The organism is Paenibacillus sp. FSL W8-0194 (assembly GCF_037969745.1).
Taxonomy (GTDB): Bacteria; Bacillota; Bacilli; order Paenibacillales; family Paenibacillaceae; genus Paenibacillus_AQ; species Paenibacillus_AQ cookii.
Genome location: NZ_CP150205.1, coordinates 3,611,884 through 3,635,088, shown reverse-complemented (window position 1 = coordinate 3,635,088; position 23,205 = coordinate 3,611,884). Strand labels below are relative to the sequence as shown.

The window sequence follows — 23,205 nt, the reverse complement described above, 5'->3', positions numbered from 1 at the left end:
GAACATCTTATGCATCAGTCCGAAACGACGGAAACGGCGCGGAATGCGCGCCTGTCCAATTTCAAAATCGAAGATCCGTTTTGGAGCTATTACATCGATCTGGTCCGGAACGTGGTCGTGCCCTACCAATGGGAAGCGCTGAACGACCGGGTGAACAGCGCCGAGCCGAGCGGGGCGGTCGCCAACTTCAAAATCGCGGCCGGTCTCATGGACGGCGAATTCTACGGCATGGTTTTCCAGGACAGCGATGTGGCCAAATGGCTGGAAGCCGCTGCATACTTGCTGGAAACAAGGCCGGATCCGGAGTTGGAGCAGCTGGCGGACGGCATGATCGACATCATTGCGCTCGCGCAGCAGGAAGACGGTTACGTGAATACTTATTTTACGCTGAAAGAGCCGGGGGCCAGATGGACCAATCTCGCCGAATGCCACGAGCTGTATTGCGCGGGGCACCTGATCGAAGCGGGTGTAGCTTATTACCGGGCAACAGGGAAACGGAAGCTGCTGGACGTCGTGATCCGGTTCGCGGATTATATCGACAGCGTGTTCGGGAACGAACCGGGCAAGCTGCGCGGTTATGACGGCCACCAGGAGATCGAGCTGGCGCTCGTCAAGCTTTACGAAGCGACCGGAAATGAACGATATTTGGACTTAAGCGCCTATTTTCTGAATGAACGCGGGCAAAAGCTTAGCTTTTTCGAACAGCAGCTGCATGAACGCGGGGGACAAACGCATTTTCCGGGGCTGAACATGGCGACGGACCTGGAATACAACCAAAGCCATCTCCCCGTCCGCGAGCAGGATAAGGCGGTCGGCCATGCCGTGCGGCTTGTTTATATGCTCGCCGCATGGCCGACGTGGCCGCAAGGAAAAACGACCAAGAGATGCTGGATGCATGCCTGCGGCTGTGGGACAACATCGTATCCCGTCAAATGTACATTACCGGCGGCATTGGATCGATGGTTCACGGCGAAGCGTTTTCCTACGACTACGACTTGCCGAACGATACCGTTTATGCGGAAACCTGCGCATCGATCGGCCTGATCTTTTTCGCTCGCCGCATGTTGCAGATCAAGCAAGACGCGCAGTTTGCCGACGTTATGGAACGGGCGCTTTACAACACGGTGATCGCGGGGATGTCGCGGGACGGAAAACATTTTTTCTACGTCAATCCGCTTGAAGTGAACCCGAAATCCTGCGGAGGTAAAAACAAAAATTACGACCACGTGAAGCCTGTCCGCCAGGAATGGTTCGGCTGCGCCTGCTGTCCGCCGAATATCGCCCGGCTGCTCTCTTCGTTAGGCAGTTACATTTATTCGGTGCAGGGCGATACGATTTATCACCATTTATACATCGGGGGCGAAGCCAACCTGAAGGTGAACGGCACCCACGTGATGCTGAAGCAGGAGTCCCGGTATCCTTGGCAGGGCGACATCACCATCGAAGTGTCTCCGGAACAGGCACGGCACTTCGCGGTGGCGCTCCGTATTCCGCACTGGTGCGGCGGAAATGCATCGGTTCGCGTGAACGGCCAGACGATTCCCGCGGACAGCCTGGAGGTCGTCAACGGATACGCCGTCATCAAGCGCGAGTGGAGGCCTTCGGACGTTATCGCGTTGTCTTTGGAAATGCCGGTCATGAGGGTTCACAGCCACCCTGCGGTCCAAGCGAATGCAGGCAGAGTCGCCATCCAACGGGGACCTTTGGTTTACTGCCTGGAGGAGGCGGATAACGGGAAACATTTGCATCAGCTGGTGCTTCCGAAAGAGGCCGGCCTCAGCATGCTGGAAGAAGAGCTGCTTGGCGGCATGGTCGCGATCGAAGCCGATGCCCTGCGTTTGAACGAGGAGAAGTGGGGCGAAAGCCTCTACAGCGGGTGGGAACTGTCGGATTATCGTCCCGTTAAGGCCAAGTTCATTCCGTATTATGCGTGGGCCAACCGCGGCGAAGGCGAAATGAGGGTGTGGGTGAGGGAACAATAACGGATGTAAGCGGTATGGCAGGCGAAGCAGTCGGCCATGCCGCTTTTTTCATCATTTATCCGGGCATCGCACAGTAACCTGAATCGGGATGGAAGCCCTCGATGCAAGGGTCAACCATGCGTAATGAATTTTCGCCTGAATTCGGAAGGGGAGATCCCTTCCCTGCGGGCAAAGGTCGCCGAAAAATACGAAACCGACTGATAACCGGTCTCTTCGGCGATTTTCGCAACCGTCCAGGAAGTCTGAAGCAGCAGCTTTTTCGCTTGCTCGATCCGGTAGTGCTGCAAATACTCCATCGGCGTCATGCCGTACACTTTCAGCATGTTTTTGGCCAGGTAGTTGGGATGGTAATTAAAGGCTTCGCGCAAGGACGAATTGCTGACTTGTTCTTTGTAATGCTGGCGGATGTACCACTCGATCTTGTCGGCGATTTGGATCGCGGTCGCATCGGAGAGCGACGTCAGGTCCCGGTCCAGATGCTGCAGCAGCAATTGAAAGGTGGATTGGCGCTTCCAGTTGCGCAAAGACTTGGGTTCCTGGTCCAGCTGGAAAAACTGCTCGATGTCCTCCAGCGCTTTCTCCGATATTTTGGAATACTTCGGGATAAAAATGGAGTTTACGTCGCAATGGTTCAGGTAGGCGTTTTTCTTGTGATTTTCAATGAGTCCGGATTGTCCCGCTAGACAGTCGTCCATGCAGCTTCCTTCCTGCCAGCTGCCGAAGGTTTGAAAATGAATCCACGTAATTACCGTCTCTTCGGTGCACGGGGCAAGTCCGTAGTGACGGCCGTCCGGCCTTAATACGAGAATGTCCCCTTTCCGCACCACCCATTCGTTTCCGTCTTCCCCGACGGACAGGGCTCCTTTCATGCCGACGATGAGATCAAAGACGCCGATGCCGCTGCGGCTGATATGTTTTTCCCCGGCGTTGAACTGGGCTTTGCCGCAATCGATAAAGTATGGGATCGGCGGGGAAATAAAGTGAAAGATTGGCGTTTCCATATGGGCTCCTTCTATCGTGGTTACAAGGTATGCATGAGATGTAAACGCTTGCTTCACATCTTTTCCATTATATTATAATGGGCGAAGACGGAAAGGAAGAGGAAAGCTTGATCGGAAGCATGGCAGGCATTCGGTTGAGGGGAAAAGGGAAGGGCGGAATACCGGCTTATGACGGTTGTTTCGCCCGTTTCTTTTTTTTATGGTTCCATGACTTGCAGAAGATGATCGCCGCCAGCAGCGCGGGGATACAAATTTGAAAGATGGGGAAATGGTATTTCAAGTTTTGGGCAAAGCCGATCCAAACGTGATAAATAAAATTCGGGGCCAAAAAGTTCATGCCGTAGATCGCGGCCCCGACGACGACCGTCAGCTTGAGGCGGCTGATCCGGACGAGATTGGCGAGGCCCAGCACGGCCCCCAAATAAAACGCCGTCATTTTCACGAAAATGCCGATGTATATGAGGAGAATGATCACGGGGTCGAGCCGTTCGAGAAAATTGGCGATTTGGATCAGACGGACGGACCGCAATAATGGAAACGTCGTAATCGACGTAATCGAGGGATCCAGAATCGCCAGATTCAGAACATTAAACAGCAGCAGGAGGACCCCGACGAAGAGATACGAATAAACGGATACCCGGACCATTTTCCGTTTTTCGTTCAAATGGCTCCAAAACATCAAAAAGACGACGATCTGGCCGAACGGAAAACTGTTGACTTCCGGAATCGCTTGTTCCAGGATCGGGAGCAGTCCGTGTTCCATGACCGGCAGGAGACGGTCCATCCTAGAAATCGTCCTAGGAGGTATGTCCATTAACGTATTTTATTTGGATCGTCATTCGTTTGTGTTAAAACTTCACCAAGTCGTCGACGTTCACCGGAAGTCCGGTGCTCATCGACCGGTTGCCCGCTATCCCGGTCAGGATCGACATCGCCCCGTCGATGTGCGAAGCCGCGCGCTTAAACGGATCTTCCGCCGGCACGCCGAAAATGTCGTTCAGCATGACAGGGTCGCCGCCGCCGTGGCCGCCCGCGCCTTCGACGATTTCGGCCTCGTACGCTTCCCCGAACATCGGGATCACCTTGATGCTTTTCGTCTGCAGCGCCCCCTCGTCTTCCTTTTTGCCGCCTGAATTGACGTATGATTTCTCCACGACTTTCATTTCGATGCGGCCTTTAGAGCCATTAAGGTTGACCTGGAATCCTTCCCAAGGCATGTAGCAGTTCAGCGAATAGGTCATGATCGCTTTGTTTTTGTAGCGGACCAAGACGCCCATCGTATCTTCGATGCTGATGCCGTCGCCAAACACGCTTTGGTCCCGGTAGTAGCCGTCTTCATGCTCCGCGTCCGCATATAGTCCTTGGAGCTCCGGACTTTTCTCCAGGTCGAGCGCAAACGGGTCGTTTTTTGCGATTTCGCTGCCGCGGGCCCGGCTGTAGAATTCGGTCACGCCGCGTTTTTCCGCGTTTTCCTTGCCGTAGAACATTAAGGAACCCTGCGCGTACACCGTTTGGGGCCGGGAGCCGAGCCAGAAGTTGACCAGATCGAAGTGATGGGTCGATTTGTGCACGAGCAGGCCTCCGCTGTTGCGTTTGTCGCGATGCCAGCGGCGAAAATAATCCGCGCCGTGCTCCGTATTAAGCAGCCATTCGAAATGAACGGAATGCACGTCCCCGATGGCGCCGTTCATGATGAGCTCGCGGATTTTGGTGTTGTGCGGGGCGTAACGGTAGTTGAACGTGACGCGAAGCTGCTTGCCGGTCCGTTTGACCGCGTCCAAAATGTCCTGGCATTTCTCTTGGTCCACGGTCATCGGTTTTTCCGAAATGACGTCGCAGCCGAGCTCCATCGCTCTTATGATGTACGTATGATGCGTTCGGTCGATCGTCGTCACGATGACCGTGTCCGGCTGCTCGCGGAGAATCATTTGCTCGAATTCGCGGGCTTTATAGGTTGGAACCTCAGGGTGGTTAAACCGCTCGCGCAGCAGCCTGTTGGCGTAGTTCATCCGCGTTTGGTTCGTGTCGCAGAAGGCGACGAGGCGGGACGTCTCGCGGAAGTCTTTGGCCAGTGCCCCGTAGAAGAAAACCGCCCGGCCGCCGGTGCCGATGAGGGCGTACTTTTTTTTCATGGGAAGCCTCCTTTTTTAGAACTAAGGATAGGTCCTTTTCTTCTACTGTAACGCAGCAAATAGAGTATAATCGTCTATAAATATTGCTCAATTCGCTTGAAAAGTCGCAATTTTTGCACTATTGGAGGCGCGGTATGAACATTTTCCATAATTCGGCCGGAACGATTCAGATCGATCATGTGGAGCGAACCGGTTTTTACAGCATGACAAGCCAGCACATGCATCAAGGGTATGAGCTTTATTATTTGTTTAGCGGGGAGCGGGATTATTTCATCCGGGACCGGACCTACCGGGTAAAACGGGGAAGCTTCGTGTTTATCGAAAAGGAGGAGCTTCACCGGACGATCGATGCGGGGGCGCCGAAGCATGAACGGGTCGTCATCAATTTCGCCGCGGGGCTGCTTGAAGGACTAGGGTTGACCGGGCGGAGCGGGGTCATAACCTTTCCTCCGCAGGAGCAGTACAAGGGGGAGGCGCTCGTGCGGGAATTGGTCGCCGAAGCGAAGGGCTGCTCGCCGGGGCGGGACGTCATGCTGGAATCGCTTCTGAAGCAGCTGCTGGTGCACGTGTTCCGAGCGCAAGCGGAGCGGGGGGAGCCGGAGGCGCAGCCGTCCGCCCTGCACCAAACGATGTCGGAGGTCGCCGAATACGTCGGCACCCATTACCGGGAGGAGCTGCATCTGAAAGATGTGGCGGAACGGTTTTTCGTGAGTCCGTATTACCTGAGCCGCACATTCAAGCGGTGCACGGGATTCGGTTTCGCCGAATATGTCCAGCTGGTGCGCATCCGGGAGGCGCAGCGGCTGCTCCGGGAGACGAATCTCAAAATGATCGAGGTGGCGGAACAAACCGGCATCGGGACGGTCGCGAATTTCCATAAGCTGTTCAGGAAAATGAACGGCTGTTCGCCCTTGCGATACCGCAAGCTTCAGCAGGCTTTGCCGGCCAACGTCAAGGATCTATAACCTGGCTTGGTTCGCGCGAACGGCGGGTTATTTACGGTATTTACGCATCGGTCCAAACGAGAAAATCCGTCCTCTCGGCGCCGCGGTCTTTTCGGATGAATCATGTCCCTGGTTTGGGAATCGGGATTACTTCGACGAAATTTTGATCTCCGAAACGGAAGGGATTCGGAAGCCCGATGCCGAAATATTCCAGAGGTCATTGCACCGTTTGGGAGTCAACCCCCTTTACATAAAAGCAAAACGCTTACAAACCGAGAACCCGACCTTCGACATCCGAGATTCAAGGCCGGGTTTCGTCGTTTACGCCGCTCATGAGCGGAAAGGGAAGATCTTCGGTGATCTTATTGCTTGTCATTGTGTTGATTGTCGCTTTCGCCGGAGTGATTGGAAACCAGTATTCCGGACTTCGGCGGATGGAACAGATGCAACAATCGTTGGATCAGATCAACCAAACGCTAAAAGAATTGAAAAAGGGTTAGGAGGCCGCGCAAACTATGGGAAGCAAAATCGAAGCGGTGTTTATCGACCGCGACGGAACGATCGGCGGGACGGGCCATTTTCTTCACCCGGACGATTTTACGCTATATCCGAATGCGCAAAGGGCGATTGATCTATTGAAAGCAAGCCGCATCAAGGTGTTTGCTTTTACGAATCAGCACCGGATTTCTCGGGGAGAGGCGACGATCGAGCAATTTGAAAACCAGTTTAAAGCCTACGGGTTTGACGGGGCTTACATATGCCCGCACGGGATGTCGGAAGAATGCGAATGCAGGAAACCGAAACCGGGGATGCTGCATCGGGCTTCGGCAGAACATGGCCTGGATTTAACGAAATGCGTCGTCATCGGGGATGTAGGGAGCACGGATCTGCTGGCGGCGCATCAAGTGGGGGCTCAAAAGATTTTGGTGAAAACAGGCTGGGGCGAAGGCTCATTGGGCGCTTTTCGCGACCGCTGGAAGGAAACGGAGCCGGATTTTGTGGCCGCGGATATTTTGGAGGCCGTTCAATGGATCGTAGGGCGTGAACTAGCGTGATGAACGATGCGAATCTTTTGCAATATTATTTGAACATGCGGGAGCCGGAAGCCTACCAATGGAATTTGTCCGCCCCAAGCCTGTATCTTGAGCTGGAGACGCGCGACTTTTTTATACGGCATTTTGAAGCGTTTAAGGGAATCAAAGCCTGCAACATCGGCATTGGCGTGGGAGAATGGGATGATTATTTGGGGTACCGGTTACATGGGTTCGGCAAGCTGACAAGCATGGACATCGATCCGGACATTTGCGGACTGTTTGGTTACAGGCAGGCGCGGGAAGGGCATCCAAATCCTTCGACGGTGGTTTGCGGCGATTTTGTAACCTGCGATTTGCCGGCAGGGGAGTTTGACCTTGTGACGATGATTGGCTCCACCTTGAACGAAATCGGAGTTTTCGGAAGAACATTCGAGAAAATCGGCGAAATATTGAAACCCGGCGGCACTTTAATGTATATGGATTTTGATCAGGATGACCGCAAAGACAAGCTGCTGGACTTGCTTCCCCAATGGCGCATGGAGACGGAGAAGGTGGAAACGTACGATCGTTTTTCGAACATCCGATTTTTTATCATGAAAATACGAAAAGCCAAATAGAGAATCTTGTATGCAATAAAGGCAGAATGGAGCAGTCAGATGGAACAAGTGATTATAAGCAAATATAACCCGCAATGGGCTTTGGAATTCGAGCAGGAAAAAATGAAAATCGCCGAGGCGCTGGACGGCATCGTGCTCGGGATCGAGCATATCGGCAGCACGGCCGTCCCCGGCCTCGGGGCGAAGCCGATCATCGACATCATGGCCGGCGTTTCTGCTTTGGACGAAATCACTCCTGTGCACCATGACAGATTGGAGAGGATCGGATACCATTTTGTCGATCATCCGCACTTTCCGGAAAGAAGGTTTTTCCGCCGGGGCGAGTGGCGGGCGGGGACCCATCATTTGCATATCTATCGGCACGGGGGCGAACATTGGAACACCCAGCTCTTGTTTCGCGATTATTTGATCCGCCATCCGGAGGCTCTAAAGGAATATGGCCGATTGAAACAGGAGTTCGCGGAGCAGCACCCGCACGACCGGGCGAAATATACCGAAGCGAAGGGTCCGCTGATCCGCAAAATCATCGCGTGTGCACGCGCCGAAAAATCATAACCAGCGAGGTGTTCGATATGAGTAAATCCGTCCTCAAAACATTGGAGCATATGCAAATCCCGGTCAAACGTGTATCCGAAGCCGTAGAATGGTACGTCTCCCATCTCGGCTTTCAAGTGCTGGGTGTCTCCGAAGAACATGGCCATGCGTTTCTCACGCTCCAAGAAGGGCCCATGCTCATGTTATGGGAGACAAAAGACGTAACCGACGCGAATTTCTCGGTGAACGGCCAAACGATGCCCGTATTGCTGTACAACACGGACCAGATCCACGTTTTGCATGATCATCTGCACGAACTCGGCGTCGAAATTACGTTTTACCAAAATGAAGGCTTCGGATGGGTGCTTAAATTTATCGATCCAAGCGGAAACATGTGGGGGGTCATTCAGCCGAATGACTAACCGGAATGGGGGGATACGTTTATGGGATCGAGAGTGATGCACTACTGCATCTCCACGCTGCTGGCCCGGGAACTGGGCATCGATGACGATCAATTTTTGCTGGGCGGCATTGCGCCCGACGTCCATAAATACATGAATGCGCCGAAAAAGGAGTCCCATTTCATCATTCTCTAGACGGATTCGGAATTTGCCTGTGATTACCGCGGTTTTTGCCAAAAATACGAGCACCACATGAAAGATCCTTTTTTTCTCGGTTATTTCTATCATTTGATCTCGGACGACATTTGGGTGAAAGAGATTTATTACAAAAAAATTAAATGGCTGCCCCAGCCGGAAAAGAAAAAAGCCCAGGAACAATATTACAGGGATTTTCGGCGGCTGAACGGGAGGCTTATCGATCATTATGCATTGGTTTGCAAGCCGCTTGAAACGGAAGCCGTCCGCATCGACGAGATCGACTATACGTATCTTCCGGAACTGATCGGGGACTTGCGGTCCGATTTTGCGCTGAAGGATGAAACCAAAGACGAGGCGCTGGAAATGCTGCGATTTGACGAGGTCATTGACGTGCTGGAGCGGTCGGTGAAGGCATGTCTTGGCGAGACAGACTGGGAGCAGCAGTAGCCGTATGGATGGTCATCCGTACGGCTTTTTTTTTCGGATTCGTTGGTCGTAAATATGTATCGGTTTCAAGTCGCGGCTTGTATGCCTATGACGCTTCGGAAGAGGATACGGTAACTCTATTGCTGAAGGCGGGCGGGGATGTTGCCAGATATTGATCAAGCCAAGGCGAATTTTTCGTGTTTTGCTTGAGATCTTGTTAGAGGATTCGATAGCCTTAAAGGGGAAGTGGGAGAAACAAAAGGGTTAACAAAAGCCCCATCCGGCCAAGGCCGGGCAGGGCTGAACGATGCTTTTTCAAACCATTGCCCGATTCTTCACCATAACCTGAAAAACCACCGCTTGAGAGTCATGCGCCAGCTGTCCGAGCGGCTGAGCAAAGACTGTGCATTCGAGCCGGACCCGGATTTCCGCAACGCCTCCCGATTAATTCACAGCCTCTGAAACGTTGTCGTAATGCCGTCCCAAATGATAAGCTCGCGTCAGGAGGGTATCGATAACTTCCGGCCTGGAATCCAGCGTATCGTACAGGATCTCAACCCGGCTGTTCGAGATTCCGCAGTAATCGGCTATGCCGACGTTCAGATGCTGGGAGAGCAACGTATCGTACTGCCTCTTCTCGAAGTGCTCTTTCGGGGCTCCCGCCAGACCAAGCCACAGAACTTGTTGATGATGCAGGTGACTTGCGCCGTAAGCATACCCGTTGTTCCATACCCGGTCGATATATCCTTTCAGCATGGCCGGCAGGCCGTACCACCATATCGGGAAAATAAAGGCAAGCGCGTCGTGCCGTTTCATTCGTGCCATCTCCGCTTCCACCTCAGGCGAATAGACTTTGTGATCCGAAGACCAATCCGGCTCGTCGGCTTCCCACAACACGGGATTGAAGCCGCTGCGATGCAGATCCAGCACCTCGATTTCGTGCCCGGCGTCGGCAAGTCCCTGGATAAATCTCTCTGTCACGGAAAAGGTTAAGGAGTTCACCCGTGGATGCGATACAACCGTCAAAATTTTCATCGATGTCACCTTCCCTCTCTCAAATTTCATAAGATTACGGTAAAATTATCAGGTATGCTGTGAAAAATGGGAAGTACTTACTTTTTGGTGATATAGACACTTTAAAGTGATATACTCACCGGAAAGTAATCGTTCATCGGAATCGACAGGAGGGGGGCAGCCCATGGAAATGCAGACCGCACGGACGTTTAACATACCCGCAGAGGCGACGCTTCAGGTGATCGGGGGAAAATGGAAGCTGTTGATTTTATGCCATTTGAACTGTGGGGACGGACCGCAAAGAACGAGCGAATTAAAAAAGGCGATTCCCGAGATTACGCAAAAAATGCTGATCCAGCAGCTCAAGGAGCTGGAGGAAGACGGCATCGTAACGAGAACGTCTTACAATCAGGTTCCGCCGAAAGTTGTCTACGAACTGAGCGAGCTGGGAAAGTCGCTGAAATCGATATTGGATCAATTGGATGAGTGGGGCGAGAAGTATATGAATCTGCGTGATTGGAGGTGTTCCTGTTCGGAATGAGGGGAAGATCTTACCAGCAGATTCGGCGTTCCGGGCGCATCTCAAAAACGAGCGTTGGCCGATGAAGGCCCGCGCTCGTTTTTTAGTGAAACATCATCAGGATATTCGGTATCAAGCACTAATTGATTTTCACCAGCTGCCATTGCTGGTTCGGATTGCCCCGGTAGAGATTTTGCTGAAGCTTCGCTCCATCCGCGGAGGAGGCTCCGGCAACCTCAACGGCCTTGTTGCTGTTCACATTCAGGATGCTCCAGTAACCGTTGCTCAGTTTGATCAATCTGAACTGCTGTGCGGTATTTCCCAAGTTCTGCATGAGTTGGACCGCTTCGCCGTTGTTCTTCGTGCCGTTCCGGATATCCATGACTTTTTGGTCGGCCGAGCTTACGCTTCGCAGCCTGTACACGTTGTTGTAAGTCCCCAGATCATCGGCAACCCATTGCTGGGCTGTTGCATTGTTGTCTGACCACTGCTGAAGCTGCAGCCCGCTGGTATTCTGACCACCCGGCACGTCAATCGCTTTGCCCGAAGCGCGGTTCAGGATCTTATAGGTCGAGCCGGACAAAACCCCGTTCCAGATCCCGTTCCAAGGATTCAACTGCGCCCGTTCATAATACCATTCGAAGAGAAAACGGGCCATGCCGTCCCGTGCGGTATTGCCGTCATATTTGAGGCCTGCGGTCGGATCAGCAAAAGAACTTCTTGGGCCGGGCTCCAGCAAAAATCCGTTCATATGGGCGGTCATGCTGACATTGCCAGCCGCTGTGAATATGGCCTTCGTGTTTTTGCCGAAACCTTCATTGGACCCGTTGAACAGCTCCCAGTAGGAGGAATCGCCGGGCTGCGTCTTGAACCAGGTGGTCTCCGTAATGTTGATGGGATAATGATCGGCGCAGGGCTTAATATTCGTATCCCACTGCTGCTGCAAAGTCGCATAATCGTCATGGGCACCGTACCCTGGGTACCAGTGGACGGAATACCCGATATTGTTCAAGGGATCCGTCAGCGGACTGGACGCGCACAGCTGGTAGTATTGATCCCAGCCAAGCCCCGCCGCCCATATCACGTTGTCGGCACCTTTACTGCGTATGGTGGATATGATGGAGTTTTGGAATTTTTTAAGGGAGTTCCAATAATCGGCGAAATTGGGTTGAGAGGGATTTCCGCCCCATTGCCCGTTGACATCGGACAGGACCGGTTCATTGATCAGTTCGAACATCACGTTGTCCGCGCTTTTGATCGCCGGTTGGGAGGCAAGGTAACCCCAGATTTCGTTGAACTTGTTCAGATTGGATGGGGTGGTCGCCTGGTTGTTCGAAAGGGTAAAATCGAGCCCCAGCGTGACATACAGCCCCTTTGTCTTGGCATAGGCAAGATACGGAATGATGACGTTTTGCGTAACGCTCTGCAAACCGGCAAAATTATACGTCCCGGCGGCCACGTCGCCCATGTCTTCCCGGTCGATAAACAGCCGGACCTGGTTCATGTACCAGCCGTGGCTGCTGCCGTATTTGGCAGAGGTATCGGTAAAGGTATCGGTGATATCCTTCAAGTACTCCAAAATTGCCGCATGCCGGTTCCCTCCGTTCCGATCCAGGTAGTACTTGCTGGACTGGTAGGTCCAATAGGAGCCCGAGGGCTGATGCCAACCGCTTAGCAGGACGGGCTGTCCGCTGCTGTTCACCAGTTGGTTGCCGCTTACGTGGAGCTTGGACATGGGCATGCCGGTCCATGCATCAGCGCGCTGGCTGTCCATGAGCGTGGGCACCACCATGACCAGAGCCAGCAAAAGCTTGATGGTCCATCTCATTTTCTTCACAAGATTCATCTCCTTTTTTTTTGGATTACGCAAAATAATGCCGGTACGAAATCACGGAGTACGATGTAATGAATGCGTTTTCAAAAAAGAGTGTATGCCAGGGGAAGAAAGAAGACAACCTGCCAAATTATAGTGCATTTTAGTGATTTATAGGGTAGCGTATGGCTGAAGCCGGCAATAGTGAGAGGTATACAGCAACAAAAAAACAGCATGAACAAGCGCACCGCCTGAATGTCTGGCAGCTCCTCATTCATGCTAATGGAACAAGCAATTGCCTTACAGATACATCTCCCGGGCTTCTTCACCCAAATATGCGGTTACATCCTGATACTCGGCGATATCGATTCGGTGCTGACGCATGATTTTCTGAATCAAAATGGCGTCCCTAAACAGAAGCGTCTCTCAGCAAATCGAAAAATTTTGTTTGATGTTCCGAGTCCGGAAAGTAACCGGAGAGCAGCGATTCGCGATTGAAGCGACATATGGTTGTTCCTCGTTCCTCGGGCATTCTGCAATTTAAGTATTTTTACGACAATATAATACATGAATTTTGAAACTTAATTTCTTAAATATCCGTATTTATTATATATAGACAATAGTACTAGATAAGGATGAGATTATTTTGGTTCGGAAACAAACGACTGTACCATTTCTGAGAAGATATTGGGTGTCTTCTATTGGCGTATTTGTATTATCACAAATATTCTTTATTACCTCTGAAGCAACAGGTTGGATCCTTAAATACAGGAATACGGATGGAACGATACTTGGAAGGATTCTTGACACTCCTATTTTCACGGAATGGTTTCATTTCTACGAAACGCCCCAATATAATTTACTCACTGTCTTTTTTGGCGTCTTTTTTCTTGTTCCTGGAATACTAAGTGTGATCAAAAAGGTTTTTTCTCGCTAAGGATCAGCCAAGATGAGTTGAGTCCTGCCGATGTCAATGCACTGTGATCTGAAAATAAAAACGGACGCTGGTTCTTAACCGGCGTCCGTTTTTTTATCCTAATCCAATTCCACCGTTCGATTCATATTGGTGCCTTCGCCGCTTTTCCCCATCAGTCTGCGGAACAGGAACCTGGCCATTTTGAACTTGTTGCCGGCATCCCAGTACTCGGCCGCTTCGGCTTGGACCTTGATGAGAACAAGATTAGGATCGTCAACGTTCGTTTCCAGCAGCTGTTCGTAAACGGGGTTCCACAATTCTTTCAGCTTTTCGGTGCTGTTCACTAGCTCAGCTTCACCGCGGATGGAGACGAAGGACTTGCCGGCGTAGGCAACGTTGACCTGCCGGTTTTGCAGCAGCTCATGGAATTTGTCGGTATCTTTCTTGGTCAGGAACCACAGGTCGCCGTCGAATTCGATGTCCTGGGTTTTCATGGGGCGCGAAACCAGCCCTTCTTCCGAGACGGTCGTCAGCATGGCCGTGTCGATGCCTTTCATCAATTCACGTATTTTCTCGATCGCTTCTTGGTTGTCCGGAGTTGAATTTGTCATTTTGTTCACCTTTTCCTAGTGTGTTTATTTATTAGTATTACACTTATTTACACGCTGCCAAACCAAGGGGTTTTTGATTGCATCAACTTCTGATTTGAATCCTCTTATGCACAAGCATATATGTAACCCACCGCCAGGATCCTCGCCCGGAGTGGGGCCAAAACGGTGCTCGCGGCAAGGCGCGGACAGGGCCTAAGAGAACGGCTTACGACAAAAGAGGGCCGGGAGTTTAATTCCCAGTCCTGACACACGAATTTTTCGATGAAATCAACAGCAAAACTTGAATTACTTTCGAACATCGGAAATGGCTGAACCCGTTTTTCCAATAAATTCTCCATTAACGGGAGTACCGCCGCCACTCTATTGAAGCGTATATTCTCCACTACGCATGCCTTGGTCGAAACCTTCTTCAAAATTTTTCCATGTTATTTGGTCGTTTCCTTTATATTTCTTCAACAAAATATATAAATCCAGTAGCATTGTGTGTCAGCGTAACAGTAACGGGTTGGCTGCTATAGTTTTTCATTAAAAGTTTCATATGACCATATCCACTGTTTATTTTAAAGAATTTTTGTGCAACCGCGCCTCCCGTCACGGGGTCGCCAATGGGGTTAGACGATTTCTGTTTAAAAACCCGAAAGCTCTTCCTTCAGAACTTCCGGGTTTTTTCGTTATACTGCTTTGGATTCGCCGGCTTTGTTGCGCTGCGGCCTGCCTTTGGACAAAAGCGTTTTTAGCGAATCCAGATTGACGGCGACAATGCCGGCGACAATCGTAATTCCGCCGATGACCGACAAAACGGATATGGGCTCGCCGTATAACGCGGCACCAAGGCAAAGGGCGATAAGCGGCGACACGTAAAGCCAGGTGGACGGGAATACGGGGTTCGTTTTGGCGATGAGCCAGTAGAAAATCGTATGGGCCGTCATGGAGCCGGCGAAGATCAAATAAAGCAGCGATAACGCGGCTTTTGGCGCAAGCCATGGACCGATATCGATCGGTTCGACGAACAAGGCCAACAGCAAAAGCATTCCTCCGCCATACATCATCTGGGCCGCGTTCAAAGCGATGGGGGACGTATCCTCAAACCGTTTTACGACACGGCGCGAATAGACGGTACCGGCCGAGTAAAAAACTTGGCCCACCAAAACCGAGATACATCCGATCACCCACAGTCTGCTGAAGTTGACCGTCAGGCCGGGCAGCAGCAGCAACACGACGCCCACCGACCCGATGAGGCAGCCGGCCAAGGCGTGAACGGAAAGGCGCTGCCGGGCCAGGGCCGATTGGAGCAGCAGGACCATAAGCGGGGCCGTTGCCGACAGGATGGCGGCAATCCCGGAGCTTAAATGCTGTTCCGCCCAATACAGGGTGGCGAACGTGCCGAAGGTCAGCGCCATTCCCGTCAAAAACATCTCCTTGCGAAGCAGCAGGGAGAACGAGGCTTTTCGTTTGATGACCATGAATGCGAAAAGAATGCTTCCTGCCAAAAGAAAACGGAGACCCGCAGAGAAAAAAGGCGGCGCTCCTGCATCGATCCCGACTTTGATTGCCAGAAAGGTCGTCCCGAATACGAGACACATCAGCAAATAATTGACGAATATCATGTCCATTCCTCCTTGTATGGCTTTATCATAAAAGGAGTGGAACAGAACAGATGGAATCGAGTAGAACAGATGGCGGACATTTAGGTTATAATCGAAGGAAAGGGGGGAGTCATCTGAAAAGAGAGGTCCTTTCCGATGTTCATTCGGATAAACTTTTTGAACAAGTGTACGACTATCTTTTGGATCGGATCCGGCGCGGGGAATGGAAGGCGCATGATAAACTCCCTTCGGTTCGCGCGCTTGCGGCCGAATTCGGCGTGCACCGGCTAACCGTATTCAAAGCTTACCAATGGCTGAAGCAAAACCATAAAGTATACGTAAAGGATAAATCCGGTTATTATGTTCAACCGGGCAGTCTGCTGCCCCCTGCTGCACAGCAGGACCCGATCGTTTCGGCTTACGTTCATGAAAGCCATCTCTCCGAAATCCACCAGGTGGAGGCCGCGTATCAATTTTCCAAAGCGTTGATCGACCCGAACCTGCTGCCGAACCGATATTTTTCCGAATACGTAAAAAAAGTGTTCGATCTGTATCCCAAAGTGCTGGGCACGTATGCGACCACGCAGGGGGACGCGGAGCTGAGGGAAGCGTTGTGCCGCTATTTCGCCGGCCGGTACCGGTTCGACCTCACCCCGGACGAGCTCCTGATCACCTGCGGTTCGCAGGAGGCCATCGACCTGATCGCCCGGGTATTGGTTAAGCCGCGGGACGCCGTGCTGCTCGAAAGGCCGACTTACAGTCCGGCGATCGATGTGTTCAGAAGGCAAGGGGCGCGGATCGTCCCCGTTGAGATTTACCCGGACGGCTATCGGCTGGATCAGGTCGAAGAATTCATGCGCCTATACAAACCGCGCCTTTTTTATATCAATCCGACCTTTCAAAACCCGACGGGATACACCGTGCCTGCGGAGCAGCGGAAGCGACTGGTGGATCTCGCGGCCGAACATCAATGCCTGCTGATCGAAGACGATCCTTGCCCGGACATCTATTTCGGCAATGAACCCCCGCCGCCGTTTTTTGCTTACGATACTTCGGGATATACGATCTATATCCGCAGCTTCAGCAAATACGTCGCCCCGGGCCTGAGCATCGCGACGGTGGCCTGCAGGCCGGGATTGATGAACTATTTGATCAAGGCCAAATCGCTGTCGGACAGCGGCACGCCGCTCCTGAACCAAAAGATCTTTTTGCATTATTTCTTTTCGGAGCGGATGCAGCGGCATTTGGAGAAGCTTCGGACGGCGCTGGCGGTCCGCAAGGACATCATGGAGGAAGAGCTGGCCGGAACGGGCTGGGAGTGGAGAAGCCCCGAAGGGGGCTTTAATCTATGGGTCCAACTGCCGGAATCGACCCCGATGGAGGAGCTGCTTGTGACGAGCAGGGAACGTTCCATCACTTTCGTCCCAGGCTCGATTTGCGATCCGCTCCGGGAACTGAAGCCTTGGATCCGCATGAGTTATTCGTTTTTGAACGAACGGCAGCTGCGGGAAGGCGTCCGGCGGTTTGTGGGGCTGTACAAGGAGCTGTCCGGAGAAAAATAGCGGAGGTTCCATATTACTTCTCGGGAAAGGCCAAAAGCCTCGTTCAAGCTCGTGAACTTGAATGAGGCTTTTTTTTGTCTGCTATGTCTCATTTCGGTGCTTCCCCTTGTCTTCCCCGGATGCTTCGTCTGGCGCAAAAAACGGGAAGCTTGCTTATTTGCGTCTTTTGGCAATAGCGGCTTCGGCCGCTTCCATCGCGATTTCTCCCAAGGTCGGATGGGCATGGATCGTAAGCGCGATATCTTCGAGGGTGGCGCTCATTTCGATGGCCAGCGCCAGCTCGGCAATCAGATTGGAGGCTTCCGCGCCGACGATTTGCGCGCCGATGATTCGCTCCGTTTCTTTTTCCGCCACGATTTTAACGAACCCCTCGGCGGCCCGCAGCGCCAAAGCCCTGCCGTTGATGGCATAGGAGGCTCTTCCCGTGACGACTTCCGTGCCGCGTGCTCTGGCATCCGTTTCGCTCCAACCGACGCTTGCGACTTCGGGATCGGAAAAGACCACAAGCGGCAGCGCCCGGTAGTCCACCTTCGCATGATGATGCTTCAGCGCTTCCACGGCTACTTTTGCCTCGTAATAAGCTTTATGCGCCAAGGCGGGACCGGCGACGATATCCCCGATGGCAAAAATGTGGGGGACGTTGGTCCGGCCTTGTTCGTCCACCGGGATCAGCCCGCGTTCCGCGAGTTTGACGCCCGCCCGATCAAGCCCCAAATTCCCGTCCGTGTTCGGACGGCGGCCGACCGTGACGAGCACGTATTGGGCCGTCGCTTGGCGCGGGTTTCCGTTTTCCTTGAAATGAACGGTTACCCGGTCAGGTTGCTGCTCGACCCGTTCGGCGATGGCCCCGGTAAAGATGTCGACCTGATTTGCCTGCAGCTTTTTGGCCACCGGACGGGTCAACTCGGCTTCGAATCCGGGAAGGATCTGATCGCCGCCTTCCAGAATGGTGACTTTGGATCCAAACTTGGCGAAGGTTTGCCCCAGTTCGATGCCGATATATCCGCCGCCGATGACGATAAGGCTTTCAGGCACCTGCTGCAGCCCCAGCGCTTCCGTCGAGGACAGGATCCTTCCCCCGAAAGGGAATGCCGGCAGCTCGATTGGACGGGAGCCGGTGGCGAGAATGCAGTATTCAAACCGGATGCGGGTCGACGTCCCGCCTTGATCGATGATCGCTTCATGATCGCTGAGCAAACGGGCTTCGCCGCGAAACGTCTCCGTGTATTTGTTTTTCAGCAAAAAACCGACGCCGCCCGATTGCTTCTGGACGACCGCTTCCTTAAAGGCTTGCACTTCCGCAAAAACCAGGTTCGACCGGCCGCCGATTTCAAAGCGATGGGCTTCGGAGATCAGAACTTTGGACGGGATGCACCCGACGTTGGTGCACACGCCCCCGATCCGCTCCCGTTCCGCGACGGCGACGCGAAGACCGGCTTCCGCCGCCCGTTTGGCGGCGGTGTATCCGCCCGGACCCGAACCGATCACCAAGACGTCGAACTCTTTTGTTTCGTTTGCAATGTTCACAACGTTCACCTGCTTTGGCCGTATTTTTTTTGTTTCCAAATCACGATCCGCCAGCCGCGGTCTCGGACGGCATCCGGAACCGGCGTCAAGCGTAATGGGGCTGGGAAAAGCGGACGCGTGTAACGCGCCTTTCGCCCGATGTTTCTGGGGTCGTGCGCGCCTCGCTCCAACCATGGCGTCGAGATTGACGGAAGACGGGACTTTTTTTAAAATGAATGAGACAGGTCTGTACCGTATTCACGATTATCATACAGACAGATCTGTATCATGTCAACGGGTTGGATGCCGGAAGGAAGGGGGCAGCAATGAATATGCAGAAAAAAGAAACGGCTAAAGAGCGGATTTTGCGCACGGCCATCAAACTGTTTTACAGGGAAGGCGTGAGGGCCGTCGGCATCGATCGGATCATCGAGGAATCCGGCGTGGCGAAAGCGAGCTTTTACCGGAATTTCGCGACCAAAGACGATCTGGTCGTGGCTTATTTGGAAAGATGCAACGAAGAGCTGATGAAACCGTTCGAAGAGGCGAAACGGCGGCATCCCGACGCGCCGCTGCATCAGCTATACGACGTGGTGGACAGCTTGGGCGCAAGAAGCGAGCAGCCGGGTTACCGCGGATGTCCGTTCCTGAATACGGCCGTGGAATTTCCCGACGAAAACCACCCGACCCAACAGCCGATTGCGACATACCATCTGGAGATGCGCCGTCGGCTGCGGGAATTGGCCGAACGGGCCGGAGCCCAAGATCCTGAAACGCTTTCCGCCCAGCTGCTGATGTTATATAACGGAGCCATGATGTCGGCATATTTGGAGCGGGCTGCGTATGTTCCGGATCATTTCCTCGGCGCCGCCAAACGTCTGATTGATCAGCAAATGTAAGGCATCCAGCACAAGCCCAAACGGCCTGGTGTTCTGATACTGCCATCGATACGGCAACGCGTTTCGGGTTTTTGAAACGAGGGAAGAAGCGGAGCTTTGGCTCATCAAATAAAAAAGGGGCCCGGGTCGTTTGAACGACCGGCGCCCCTTTTTTCGGTATGGAACATTGCTGGCGAATGCCCTTTCGCGGTTTACGGCAGAATATTTCCGGCCGCGCGGTAAATTTCATACCACTCTTCGCGAGACAACGTAATTTCGCTTGCTTTGATGCAATCCTTCAAGCGTTCGAGATTCATCGTGCCGATGACCGGCTGCATGTTGGCCGGATGGCGCAGCAGCCAGGCGATGGCGATCGTGGTGCTGGTGACGCCGTATTTGGCGGCGATTTCATCGATTTTTTGGTTCAGCTCAGGGAATTTGTCGTTGCCGAGGAATACCCCTTCGAAAAATCCGTATTGGAACGGAGACCAAGGCTGAATCGTAATGTCGTGCAAACGGCAGAAATCGAGAACGCTTCCGTCGCGGTTGACGGCCGATTCGTTTTCCATGTTGACGTTGATGCCGCTGGAGATCATCGTCGCATTTGTGATGCTGAGCTGCAATTGGTTGGCGACGATCGGCTGTTTCACCGCTTTTTTCAGCAGCTGGATCTGCATCGGATTTTGGTTCGATACGCCGAAGTGGCGCACTTTGCCGGAGCTTTCCAGCTGATCGAACGCCTCGGCGACCTCTTCCGGTTCCACGAGCGCATCCGGACGGTGCAGCAGCAAAACATCCAAATAATCGGTTTTCAACCGCTTCAAAATGCCGTCGACCGAATTTAAAATATGCTCTTTGGAAAAATCGAACATCCCTGGACGGATGCCGCATTTGGATTGCAAAATGATATTTTCGCGGATATCGCTGTTCATATGTATGGCGTCCGCAAAAATTTCCTCGCAGGCGCCGCCGCCGTAAATGTCGGCATGGTCGAAGAAATTCGCGCCCAATTCCAGCGCCGTTTGCACGAAACGCTCCGCGCCGTTTTTGTCGAGGGAATTGATGCGCATGCAGCCGACAGCAACGACAGGGACTTCCAACGTGCTGCTTCCAAGCTTAATCGTTTTCATGAATGCTGTCCTCCAGACTCATAATGGAATGATGTTTCTGCTCCGCGGCGGCGCTGCCGCCGGGAGTTTGCGGTCTTGTATGCGTTTACGCTTGATGGATAAGCAAAGCAGACAGTCTCCAATTCATTTTTGCACGTACCCGGAAAGGATTCAAGTTTATTTTATCAGCGAGAGCATCGTTTCGACGGAATGTTCGACAAATGCGCGCTCCGGGCGGGCTTTCATGATGACGGTCAGCCCAATCAACGAAACGACCAGCGTTTGAGCCAAGGCTTTGGCATCGAGCCCGGCTTGAAGTTCGCCTGAACGAAGCCCCTTTTCAATCGTCTCCTGAAAAATCGCCGCCAGATACATTTCGTGCTCCCTGGTAAGGATTTCGAACTTGGCGTCATGCGGCGCCAGCTCGACCATCGTATTGATGCAGAAGCAGCCCCGGTTGCCTGTCCCCGCATATTCTTCTTCCACCAATCCTTCAAAAAAAACGCGGAACGCTTCCTTCACCGACGGATGATGCTGCAGCTTCGCGCGGATACCGGCGGCATGGGCTGAAGTATACCTTCGCAAAGCCGCTTCGAAAAGCTCCTTTTTATCCCCGAACGTGGAATAGATGCTTGGCCGCTGGATTCCCATGGCCGAAGTCAAATCGCTTAACGAGGTCGCTTCGTACCCCTTTTCCCAAAACAGCTGCATGGCCGCGTCCAATGCCTTGTCCACATCAAATTCCCGCTGCCGAACCATAATGACACCCCATTTCATATCGTTTAGTATAAAATGATTGTAGCCGATCTGATGCTGAAATGTCAAAAGACTTGCCTGTCCAGACAGAGACGAAAAGCGCTAATAACCTTCTACAGAACTGCTTTTCCCGATTTCATCCGTCCATTTGTTGGTCCTCCTTCTCTTGACAGTTTACTTAAAAGGAGGTTATTGTAAGCTCATCATAACATACTGATCGGTATAATATACTTTTCGGTATAAAATAAAGGAGGCATTTGATGAACACAGAGGTTTTTGAAAAACCAATGGAAGCCCCAGCCGCGCAAATCCGCGAACATGGCGGGGAAGGTGAGGGAGGAAAGAGGCCTGCATTTTCGTTCTCGCGCCGGATGGCTTTGCTGTTTGCCGTGGCCTGCGGGTTATCCGTCGCCAACATTTATTACGCCCAGCCGCTGCTGGATGCTTTGGCCCGCGAATTCGGACTTCCGCATTCTTCCGTCGGCATCGTCATCACGGTAACCCAGCTTTGTTACGCGCTCGGATTGTTTCTGCTTGTCCCGCTGGGGGACCTGCGGAATCGGCGAAAACTCATCCCGGGCATGATGCTGTTGTCCGTGCTCGCTTTGATCGTGGCCGGTACGGCAAGCAGCACCGCCGTTTTGTTCGCCGGGTTGGCCGTGGTCGGGCTGCTTGCCGTCGTGACGCAAACGCTGGTTGCGTATGCTTCGAGTTTGGCGGCACCTTCCGAACGCGGACAAATCGTCGGTTTGGTGACGAGCGGCGTGGTCATCGGCATTTTGCTCGCCCGTACCTTTGCCGGGACGTTAACCGATATTGCCGGTTGGCGCTCCGTTTACCTGTCTTCGGCCGTGATGCTGTTCTTCGTGGCCTGCATTCTGCTGCGCTCGCTGCCCCGCGAACATCGGGATCAACCGCGGCTAAACTACGTGCAGCTGCTGCAATCGGTGCTCGCCTTGTTTATGCAGGAGAGGATTTTGCGCATTCGCGCGATGTTGGCGCTGCTTATTTTTGCTTCGTTCAGCATTCTGTGGACTTCGCTCGTCCTCCCGCTTAGCCGTCCGCCGCTGTCCCTTTCCCATTCGGCCATCGGCTCGTTCGGGCTCGCAGGGGCCGCAGGGGCGCTTGCGGCGGCAAGGGCAGGCCGCTGGGCCGACATGGGATTTGGCCAAAAAACGACCGGCATCGCGCTTGCCCTCCTGCTGCTGTCGTGGCTGCCGATCGGTTTGCTCCATCGTTCCCTGCTTTTATTGGTGTTTGGCATCCTTCTCCTGGACATGGCCGTTCAGGCGGTGCACGTCACGAACCAAAGCTTGATTTTTAACGTGCGCCCCGAAGCAAGAAGCCGGTTGACCGCCGGATATATGATTTTTTATTCGATCGGCAGCGCCGCCGGATCCATTGCTTCCACGGCGGTGTATTCCTGTTTTGGATGGACCGGGGTTTGCACGCTGGGTGCGTCCGTAAGCGCGCTGGCGCTGTTGTTTTGGGCTTGCACCCGCCGGGGCTAAGCGCGGAAGCAGTCCCCGCCATGAATGATTCATTTAGACCGGCGGGGATTTTTCATGGAAGAGACAAATGAAATTGGCAACCACCGATTTAATTTGAGATATTTAGAAAATTGTGGTTTGTTGGTAGAATAAATTCAACCAATGATGACATAGA

The 23,205-nt window shown here is 52.9% G+C and carries 22 protein-coding genes and 2 pseudogenes; 14 read left to right on the top strand and 10 right to left on the bottom strand.

All coding sequences use genetic code 11. The annotated features are described in order from the left end of the window. Positions 1-9: 9 nt before the first annotated feature. A pseudogene (locus tag MKY58_RS16375) lies at positions 10-1,982 on the top strand (beta-L-arabinofuranosidase domain-containing protein). A gap of 110 nt (positions 1,983-2,092) precedes the next feature. Here MKY58_RS16375 and MKY58_RS16370 read toward each other — a convergent pair. From MKY58_RS16370 to MKY58_RS16360, 3 genes are all read right to left on the bottom strand, one after another. Further along, positions 2,093-2,983, bottom strand: coding sequence for an AraC family transcriptional regulator (locus MKY58_RS16370; protein WP_339321225.1), 891 nt, complete (start codon positions 2,981-2,983; stop codon positions 2,093-2,095). Between the two features lie 166 nt (positions 2,984-3,149). Beyond that, positions 3,150-3,797: a GerAB/ArcD/ProY family transporter gene (locus MKY58_RS16365; protein ID WP_339321224.1), complete on the bottom strand. Its 648-nt coding sequence runs from the start codon at positions 3,795-3,797 to the stop codon at positions 3,150-3,152. Positions 3,798-3,831: 34 nt separating this feature from the next. Beyond that, positions 3,832-5,115, bottom strand: a complete 1,284-nt coding sequence (locus MKY58_RS16360) for a Gfo/Idh/MocA family oxidoreductase (protein WP_339321223.1) — start codon at positions 5,113-5,115, stop codon at positions 3,832-3,834. Positions 5,116-5,249: 134 nt separating this feature from the next. Here MKY58_RS16360 and MKY58_RS16355 point away from each other — a divergent pair, with 134 nt between their 5' ends. From MKY58_RS16355 to MKY58_RS16320, 8 genes and pseudogenes are all read left to right on the top strand, one after another. Continuing rightward, the gene (locus tag MKY58_RS16355; RefSeq protein ID WP_339321222.1) at positions 5,250-6,080 is read left to right on the top strand and encodes a helix-turn-helix domain-containing protein; all 831 of its coding nucleotides are present in this window, start codon (positions 5,250-5,252) and stop codon (positions 6,078-6,080) included. A gap of 127 nt (positions 6,081-6,207) precedes the next feature. Beyond that, positions 6,208-6,303: pseudogene (locus MKY58_RS16350) on the top strand (L-2-haloalkanoic acid dehalogenase); the annotation flags it as partial. Positions 6,304-6,574: 271 nt separating this feature from the next. Next, positions 6,575-7,114 carry an HAD-IIIA family hydrolase gene (locus MKY58_RS16345; RefSeq protein WP_339321221.1) on the top strand — a complete coding sequence of 180 codons (540 nt, stop codon included), beginning with the start codon at positions 6,575-6,577 and terminating at the stop codon, positions 7,112-7,114. Beyond that, positions 7,114-7,710 carry a class I SAM-dependent methyltransferase gene (locus MKY58_RS16340; RefSeq protein WP_339325180.1) on the top strand — a complete coding sequence of 199 codons (597 nt, stop codon included), beginning with the start codon at positions 7,114-7,116 and terminating at the stop codon, positions 7,708-7,710. The genes MKY58_RS16345 and MKY58_RS16340 overlap by 1 nt, the downstream gene beginning before the upstream one ends. 39 nt (positions 7,711-7,749) lie before the next feature. Further along, positions 7,750-8,265 carry a GrpB family protein gene (locus MKY58_RS16335; protein ID WP_339321220.1) on the top strand — a complete coding sequence of 172 codons (516 nt, stop codon included), beginning with the start codon at positions 7,750-7,752 and terminating at the stop codon, positions 8,263-8,265. Between the two features lie 17 nt (positions 8,266-8,282). Continuing rightward, positions 8,283-8,666: a VOC family protein gene (locus MKY58_RS16330; RefSeq protein ID WP_339321219.1), complete on the top strand. Its 384-nt coding sequence runs from the start codon at positions 8,283-8,285 to the stop codon at positions 8,664-8,666. Between the two features lie 21 nt (positions 8,667-8,687). Further along, positions 8,688-8,840: a hypothetical protein gene (locus tag MKY58_RS16325; protein ID WP_339321218.1), complete on the top strand. Its 153-nt coding sequence runs from the start codon at positions 8,688-8,690 to the stop codon at positions 8,838-8,840. Between the two features lie 57 nt (positions 8,841-8,897). Continuing rightward, positions 8,898-9,290, top strand: a complete 393-nt coding sequence (locus tag MKY58_RS16320; RefSeq protein ID WP_339321217.1) for a hypothetical protein — start codon at positions 8,898-8,900, stop codon at positions 9,288-9,290. 423 nt (positions 9,291-9,713) lie between these two features. On the opposite strand, the gene MKY58_RS16315 is transcribed toward MKY58_RS16320, so the two are convergent. Further along, the gene (locus MKY58_RS16315) at positions 9,714-10,304 is read right to left on the bottom strand and encodes an NAD(P)H oxidoreductase (RefSeq protein ID WP_339321216.1); all 591 of its coding nucleotides are present in this window, start codon (positions 10,302-10,304) and stop codon (positions 9,714-9,716) included. 163 nt (positions 10,305-10,467) lie between these two features. On the opposite strand from MKY58_RS16315, the gene MKY58_RS16310 reads away from it, so the two are divergent. Beyond that, the gene (locus tag MKY58_RS16310; protein ID WP_339321215.1) at positions 10,468-10,824 is read left to right on the top strand and encodes a helix-turn-helix domain-containing protein; all 357 of its coding nucleotides are present in this window, start codon (positions 10,468-10,470) and stop codon (positions 10,822-10,824) included. Between the two features lie 118 nt (positions 10,825-10,942). Here MKY58_RS16310 and MKY58_RS16305 read toward each other — a convergent pair whose 3' ends face one another. Further along, a complete protein-coding gene (locus tag MKY58_RS16305) occupies positions 10,943-12,631 on the bottom strand; it encodes an RICIN domain-containing protein (protein WP_339325179.1) in 1,689 nt (562 codons plus the stop codon). A gap of 631 nt (positions 12,632-13,262) precedes the next feature. On the opposite strand from MKY58_RS16305, the gene MKY58_RS16300 reads away from it, so the two are divergent. Continuing rightward, complete coding sequence (locus MKY58_RS16300; protein WP_339321214.1) at positions 13,263-13,553, top strand: YfzA family protein; 291 nt, start codon at positions 13,263-13,265, stop codon at positions 13,551-13,553. 98 nt (positions 13,554-13,651) lie between these two features. On the opposite strand, the gene MKY58_RS16295 is transcribed toward MKY58_RS16300, so the two are convergent. Both MKY58_RS16295 and MKY58_RS16290 read right to left on the bottom strand, forming a co-directional pair. Continuing rightward, on the bottom strand, positions 13,652-14,143 hold the full coding sequence (locus MKY58_RS16295) for a pyridoxamine 5'-phosphate oxidase family protein (RefSeq protein WP_339321213.1): 492 nt from the start codon (positions 14,141-14,143) through the stop codon (positions 13,652-13,654). 671 nt (positions 14,144-14,814) lie between these two features. Beyond that, complete coding sequence (locus MKY58_RS16290) at positions 14,815-15,750, bottom strand: EamA family transporter (RefSeq protein WP_339321212.1); 936 nt, start codon at positions 15,748-15,750, stop codon at positions 14,815-14,817. 113 nt (positions 15,751-15,863) lie between these two features. Here MKY58_RS16290 and MKY58_RS16285 point away from each other — a divergent pair, with 113 nt between their 5' ends. Continuing rightward, positions 15,864-17,291, top strand: coding sequence for a PLP-dependent aminotransferase family protein (locus MKY58_RS16285; protein ID WP_339325178.1), 1,428 nt, complete (start codon positions 15,864-15,866; stop codon positions 17,289-17,291). Between the two features lie 153 nt (positions 17,292-17,444). Here the strand turns inward: MKY58_RS16285 and lpdA are convergent, their stop codons facing one another. Then, on the bottom strand, positions 17,445-18,818 hold the full coding sequence (lpdA, locus tag MKY58_RS16280) for a dihydrolipoyl dehydrogenase (protein ID WP_339321211.1): 1,374 nt from the start codon (positions 18,816-18,818) through the stop codon (positions 17,445-17,447). A gap of 305 nt (positions 18,819-19,123) precedes the next feature. Between lpdA and MKY58_RS16275 the strand changes: the two genes are divergently transcribed. Further along, the gene (locus MKY58_RS16275; protein WP_339321210.1) at positions 19,124-19,696 is read left to right on the top strand and encodes a TetR/AcrR family transcriptional regulator; all 573 of its coding nucleotides are present in this window, start codon (positions 19,124-19,126) and stop codon (positions 19,694-19,696) included. 191 nt (positions 19,697-19,887) lie between these two features. Here the strand turns inward: MKY58_RS16275 and MKY58_RS16270 are convergent, their stop codons facing one another. After that, on the bottom strand, positions 19,888-20,805 hold the full coding sequence (locus MKY58_RS16270) for an aldo/keto reductase family oxidoreductase (protein WP_339321209.1): 918 nt from the start codon (positions 20,803-20,805) through the stop codon (positions 19,888-19,890). Positions 20,806-20,961: 156 nt separating this feature from the next. Further along, positions 20,962-21,543 (bottom strand): TetR/AcrR family transcriptional regulator, encoded by a 582-nt coding sequence (locus tag MKY58_RS16265; protein ID WP_339325177.1) that lies wholly within the window; start codon positions 21,541-21,543, stop codon positions 20,962-20,964. Positions 21,544-21,911: 368 nt separating this feature from the next. Here MKY58_RS16265 and MKY58_RS16260 point away from each other — a divergent pair, with 368 nt between their 5' ends. Continuing rightward, positions 21,912-23,051 carry an MFS transporter gene (locus tag MKY58_RS16260; RefSeq protein WP_339325176.1) on the top strand — a complete coding sequence of 380 codons (1,140 nt, stop codon included), beginning with the start codon at positions 21,912-21,914 and terminating at the stop codon, positions 23,049-23,051. Positions 23,052-23,205 lie beyond the last annotated feature (154 nt).

Excerpts from the sequence above, each read along its gene's own strand:
- MKY58_RS16315 (WP_339321216.1), bottom strand. The coding sequence starts at position 10,304 with ATGAAAATTTTGACGGTTGTATCGCATCCACGGGTGAACTCCTTAACC.
- MKY58_RS16295 (WP_339321213.1), bottom strand. The coding sequence starts at position 14,143 with ATGACAAATTCAACTCCGGACAACCAAGAAGCGATCGAGAAAATACGT.
- MKY58_RS16355 (WP_339321222.1), top strand. The coding sequence starts at position 5,250 with ATGAACATTTTCCATAATTCGGCCGGAACGATTCAGATCGATCATGTG.
- MKY58_RS16275 (WP_339321210.1), top strand. The coding sequence starts at position 19,124 with ATGAATATGCAGAAAAAAGAAACGGCTAAAGAGCGGATTTTGCGCACG.
- MKY58_RS16340 (WP_339325180.1), top strand. The coding sequence starts at position 7,114 with ATGAACGATGCGAATCTTTTGCAATATTATTTGAACATGCGGGAGCCG.
- MKY58_RS16370 (WP_339321225.1), bottom strand. The coding sequence starts at position 2,983 with ATGGAAACGCCAATCTTTCACTTTATTTCCCCGCCGATCCCATACTTT.
- MKY58_RS16265 (WP_339325177.1), bottom strand. The coding sequence starts at position 21,543 with ATGGTTCGGCAGCGGGAATTTGATGTGGACAAGGCATTGGACGCGGCC.
- MKY58_RS16335 (WP_339321220.1), top strand. The coding sequence starts at position 7,750 with ATGGAACAAGTGATTATAAGCAAATATAACCCGCAATGGGCTTTGGAA.
- MKY58_RS16330 (WP_339321219.1), top strand. The coding sequence starts at position 8,283 with ATGAGTAAATCCGTCCTCAAAACATTGGAGCATATGCAAATCCCGGTC.
- MKY58_RS16325 (WP_339321218.1), top strand. The coding sequence starts at position 8,688 with ATGGGATCGAGAGTGATGCACTACTGCATCTCCACGCTGCTGGCCCGG.
- MKY58_RS16345 (WP_339321221.1), top strand. The coding sequence starts at position 6,575 with ATGGGAAGCAAAATCGAAGCGGTGTTTATCGACCGCGACGGAACGATC.
- MKY58_RS16260 (WP_339325176.1), top strand. The coding sequence starts at position 21,912 with ATGGCTTTGCTGTTTGCCGTGGCCTGCGGGTTATCCGTCGCCAACATT.
- MKY58_RS16365 (WP_339321224.1), bottom strand. The coding sequence starts at position 3,797 with ATGGACATACCTCCTAGGACGATTTCTAGGATGGACCGTCTCCTGCCG.
- MKY58_RS16270 (WP_339321209.1), bottom strand. The coding sequence starts at position 20,805 with ATGAAAACGATTAAGCTTGGAAGCAGCACGTTGGAAGTCCCTGTCGTT.
- MKY58_RS16360 (WP_339321223.1), bottom strand. The coding sequence starts at position 5,115 with ATGAAAAAAAAGTACGCCCTCATCGGCACCGGCGGCCGGGCGGTTTTC.
- MKY58_RS16310 (WP_339321215.1), top strand. The coding sequence starts at position 10,468 with ATGGAAATGCAGACCGCACGGACGTTTAACATACCCGCAGAGGCGACG.
- MKY58_RS16305 (WP_339325179.1), bottom strand. The coding sequence starts at position 12,631 with ATGAGATGGACCATCAAGCTTTTGCTGGCTCTGGTCATGGTGGTGCCC.
- MKY58_RS16290 (WP_339321212.1), bottom strand. The coding sequence starts at position 15,750 with ATGATATTCGTCAATTATTTGCTGATGTGTCTCGTATTCGGGACGACC.
- MKY58_RS16320 (WP_339321217.1), top strand. The coding sequence starts at position 8,898 with ATGAAAGATCCTTTTTTTCTCGGTTATTTCTATCATTTGATCTCGGAC.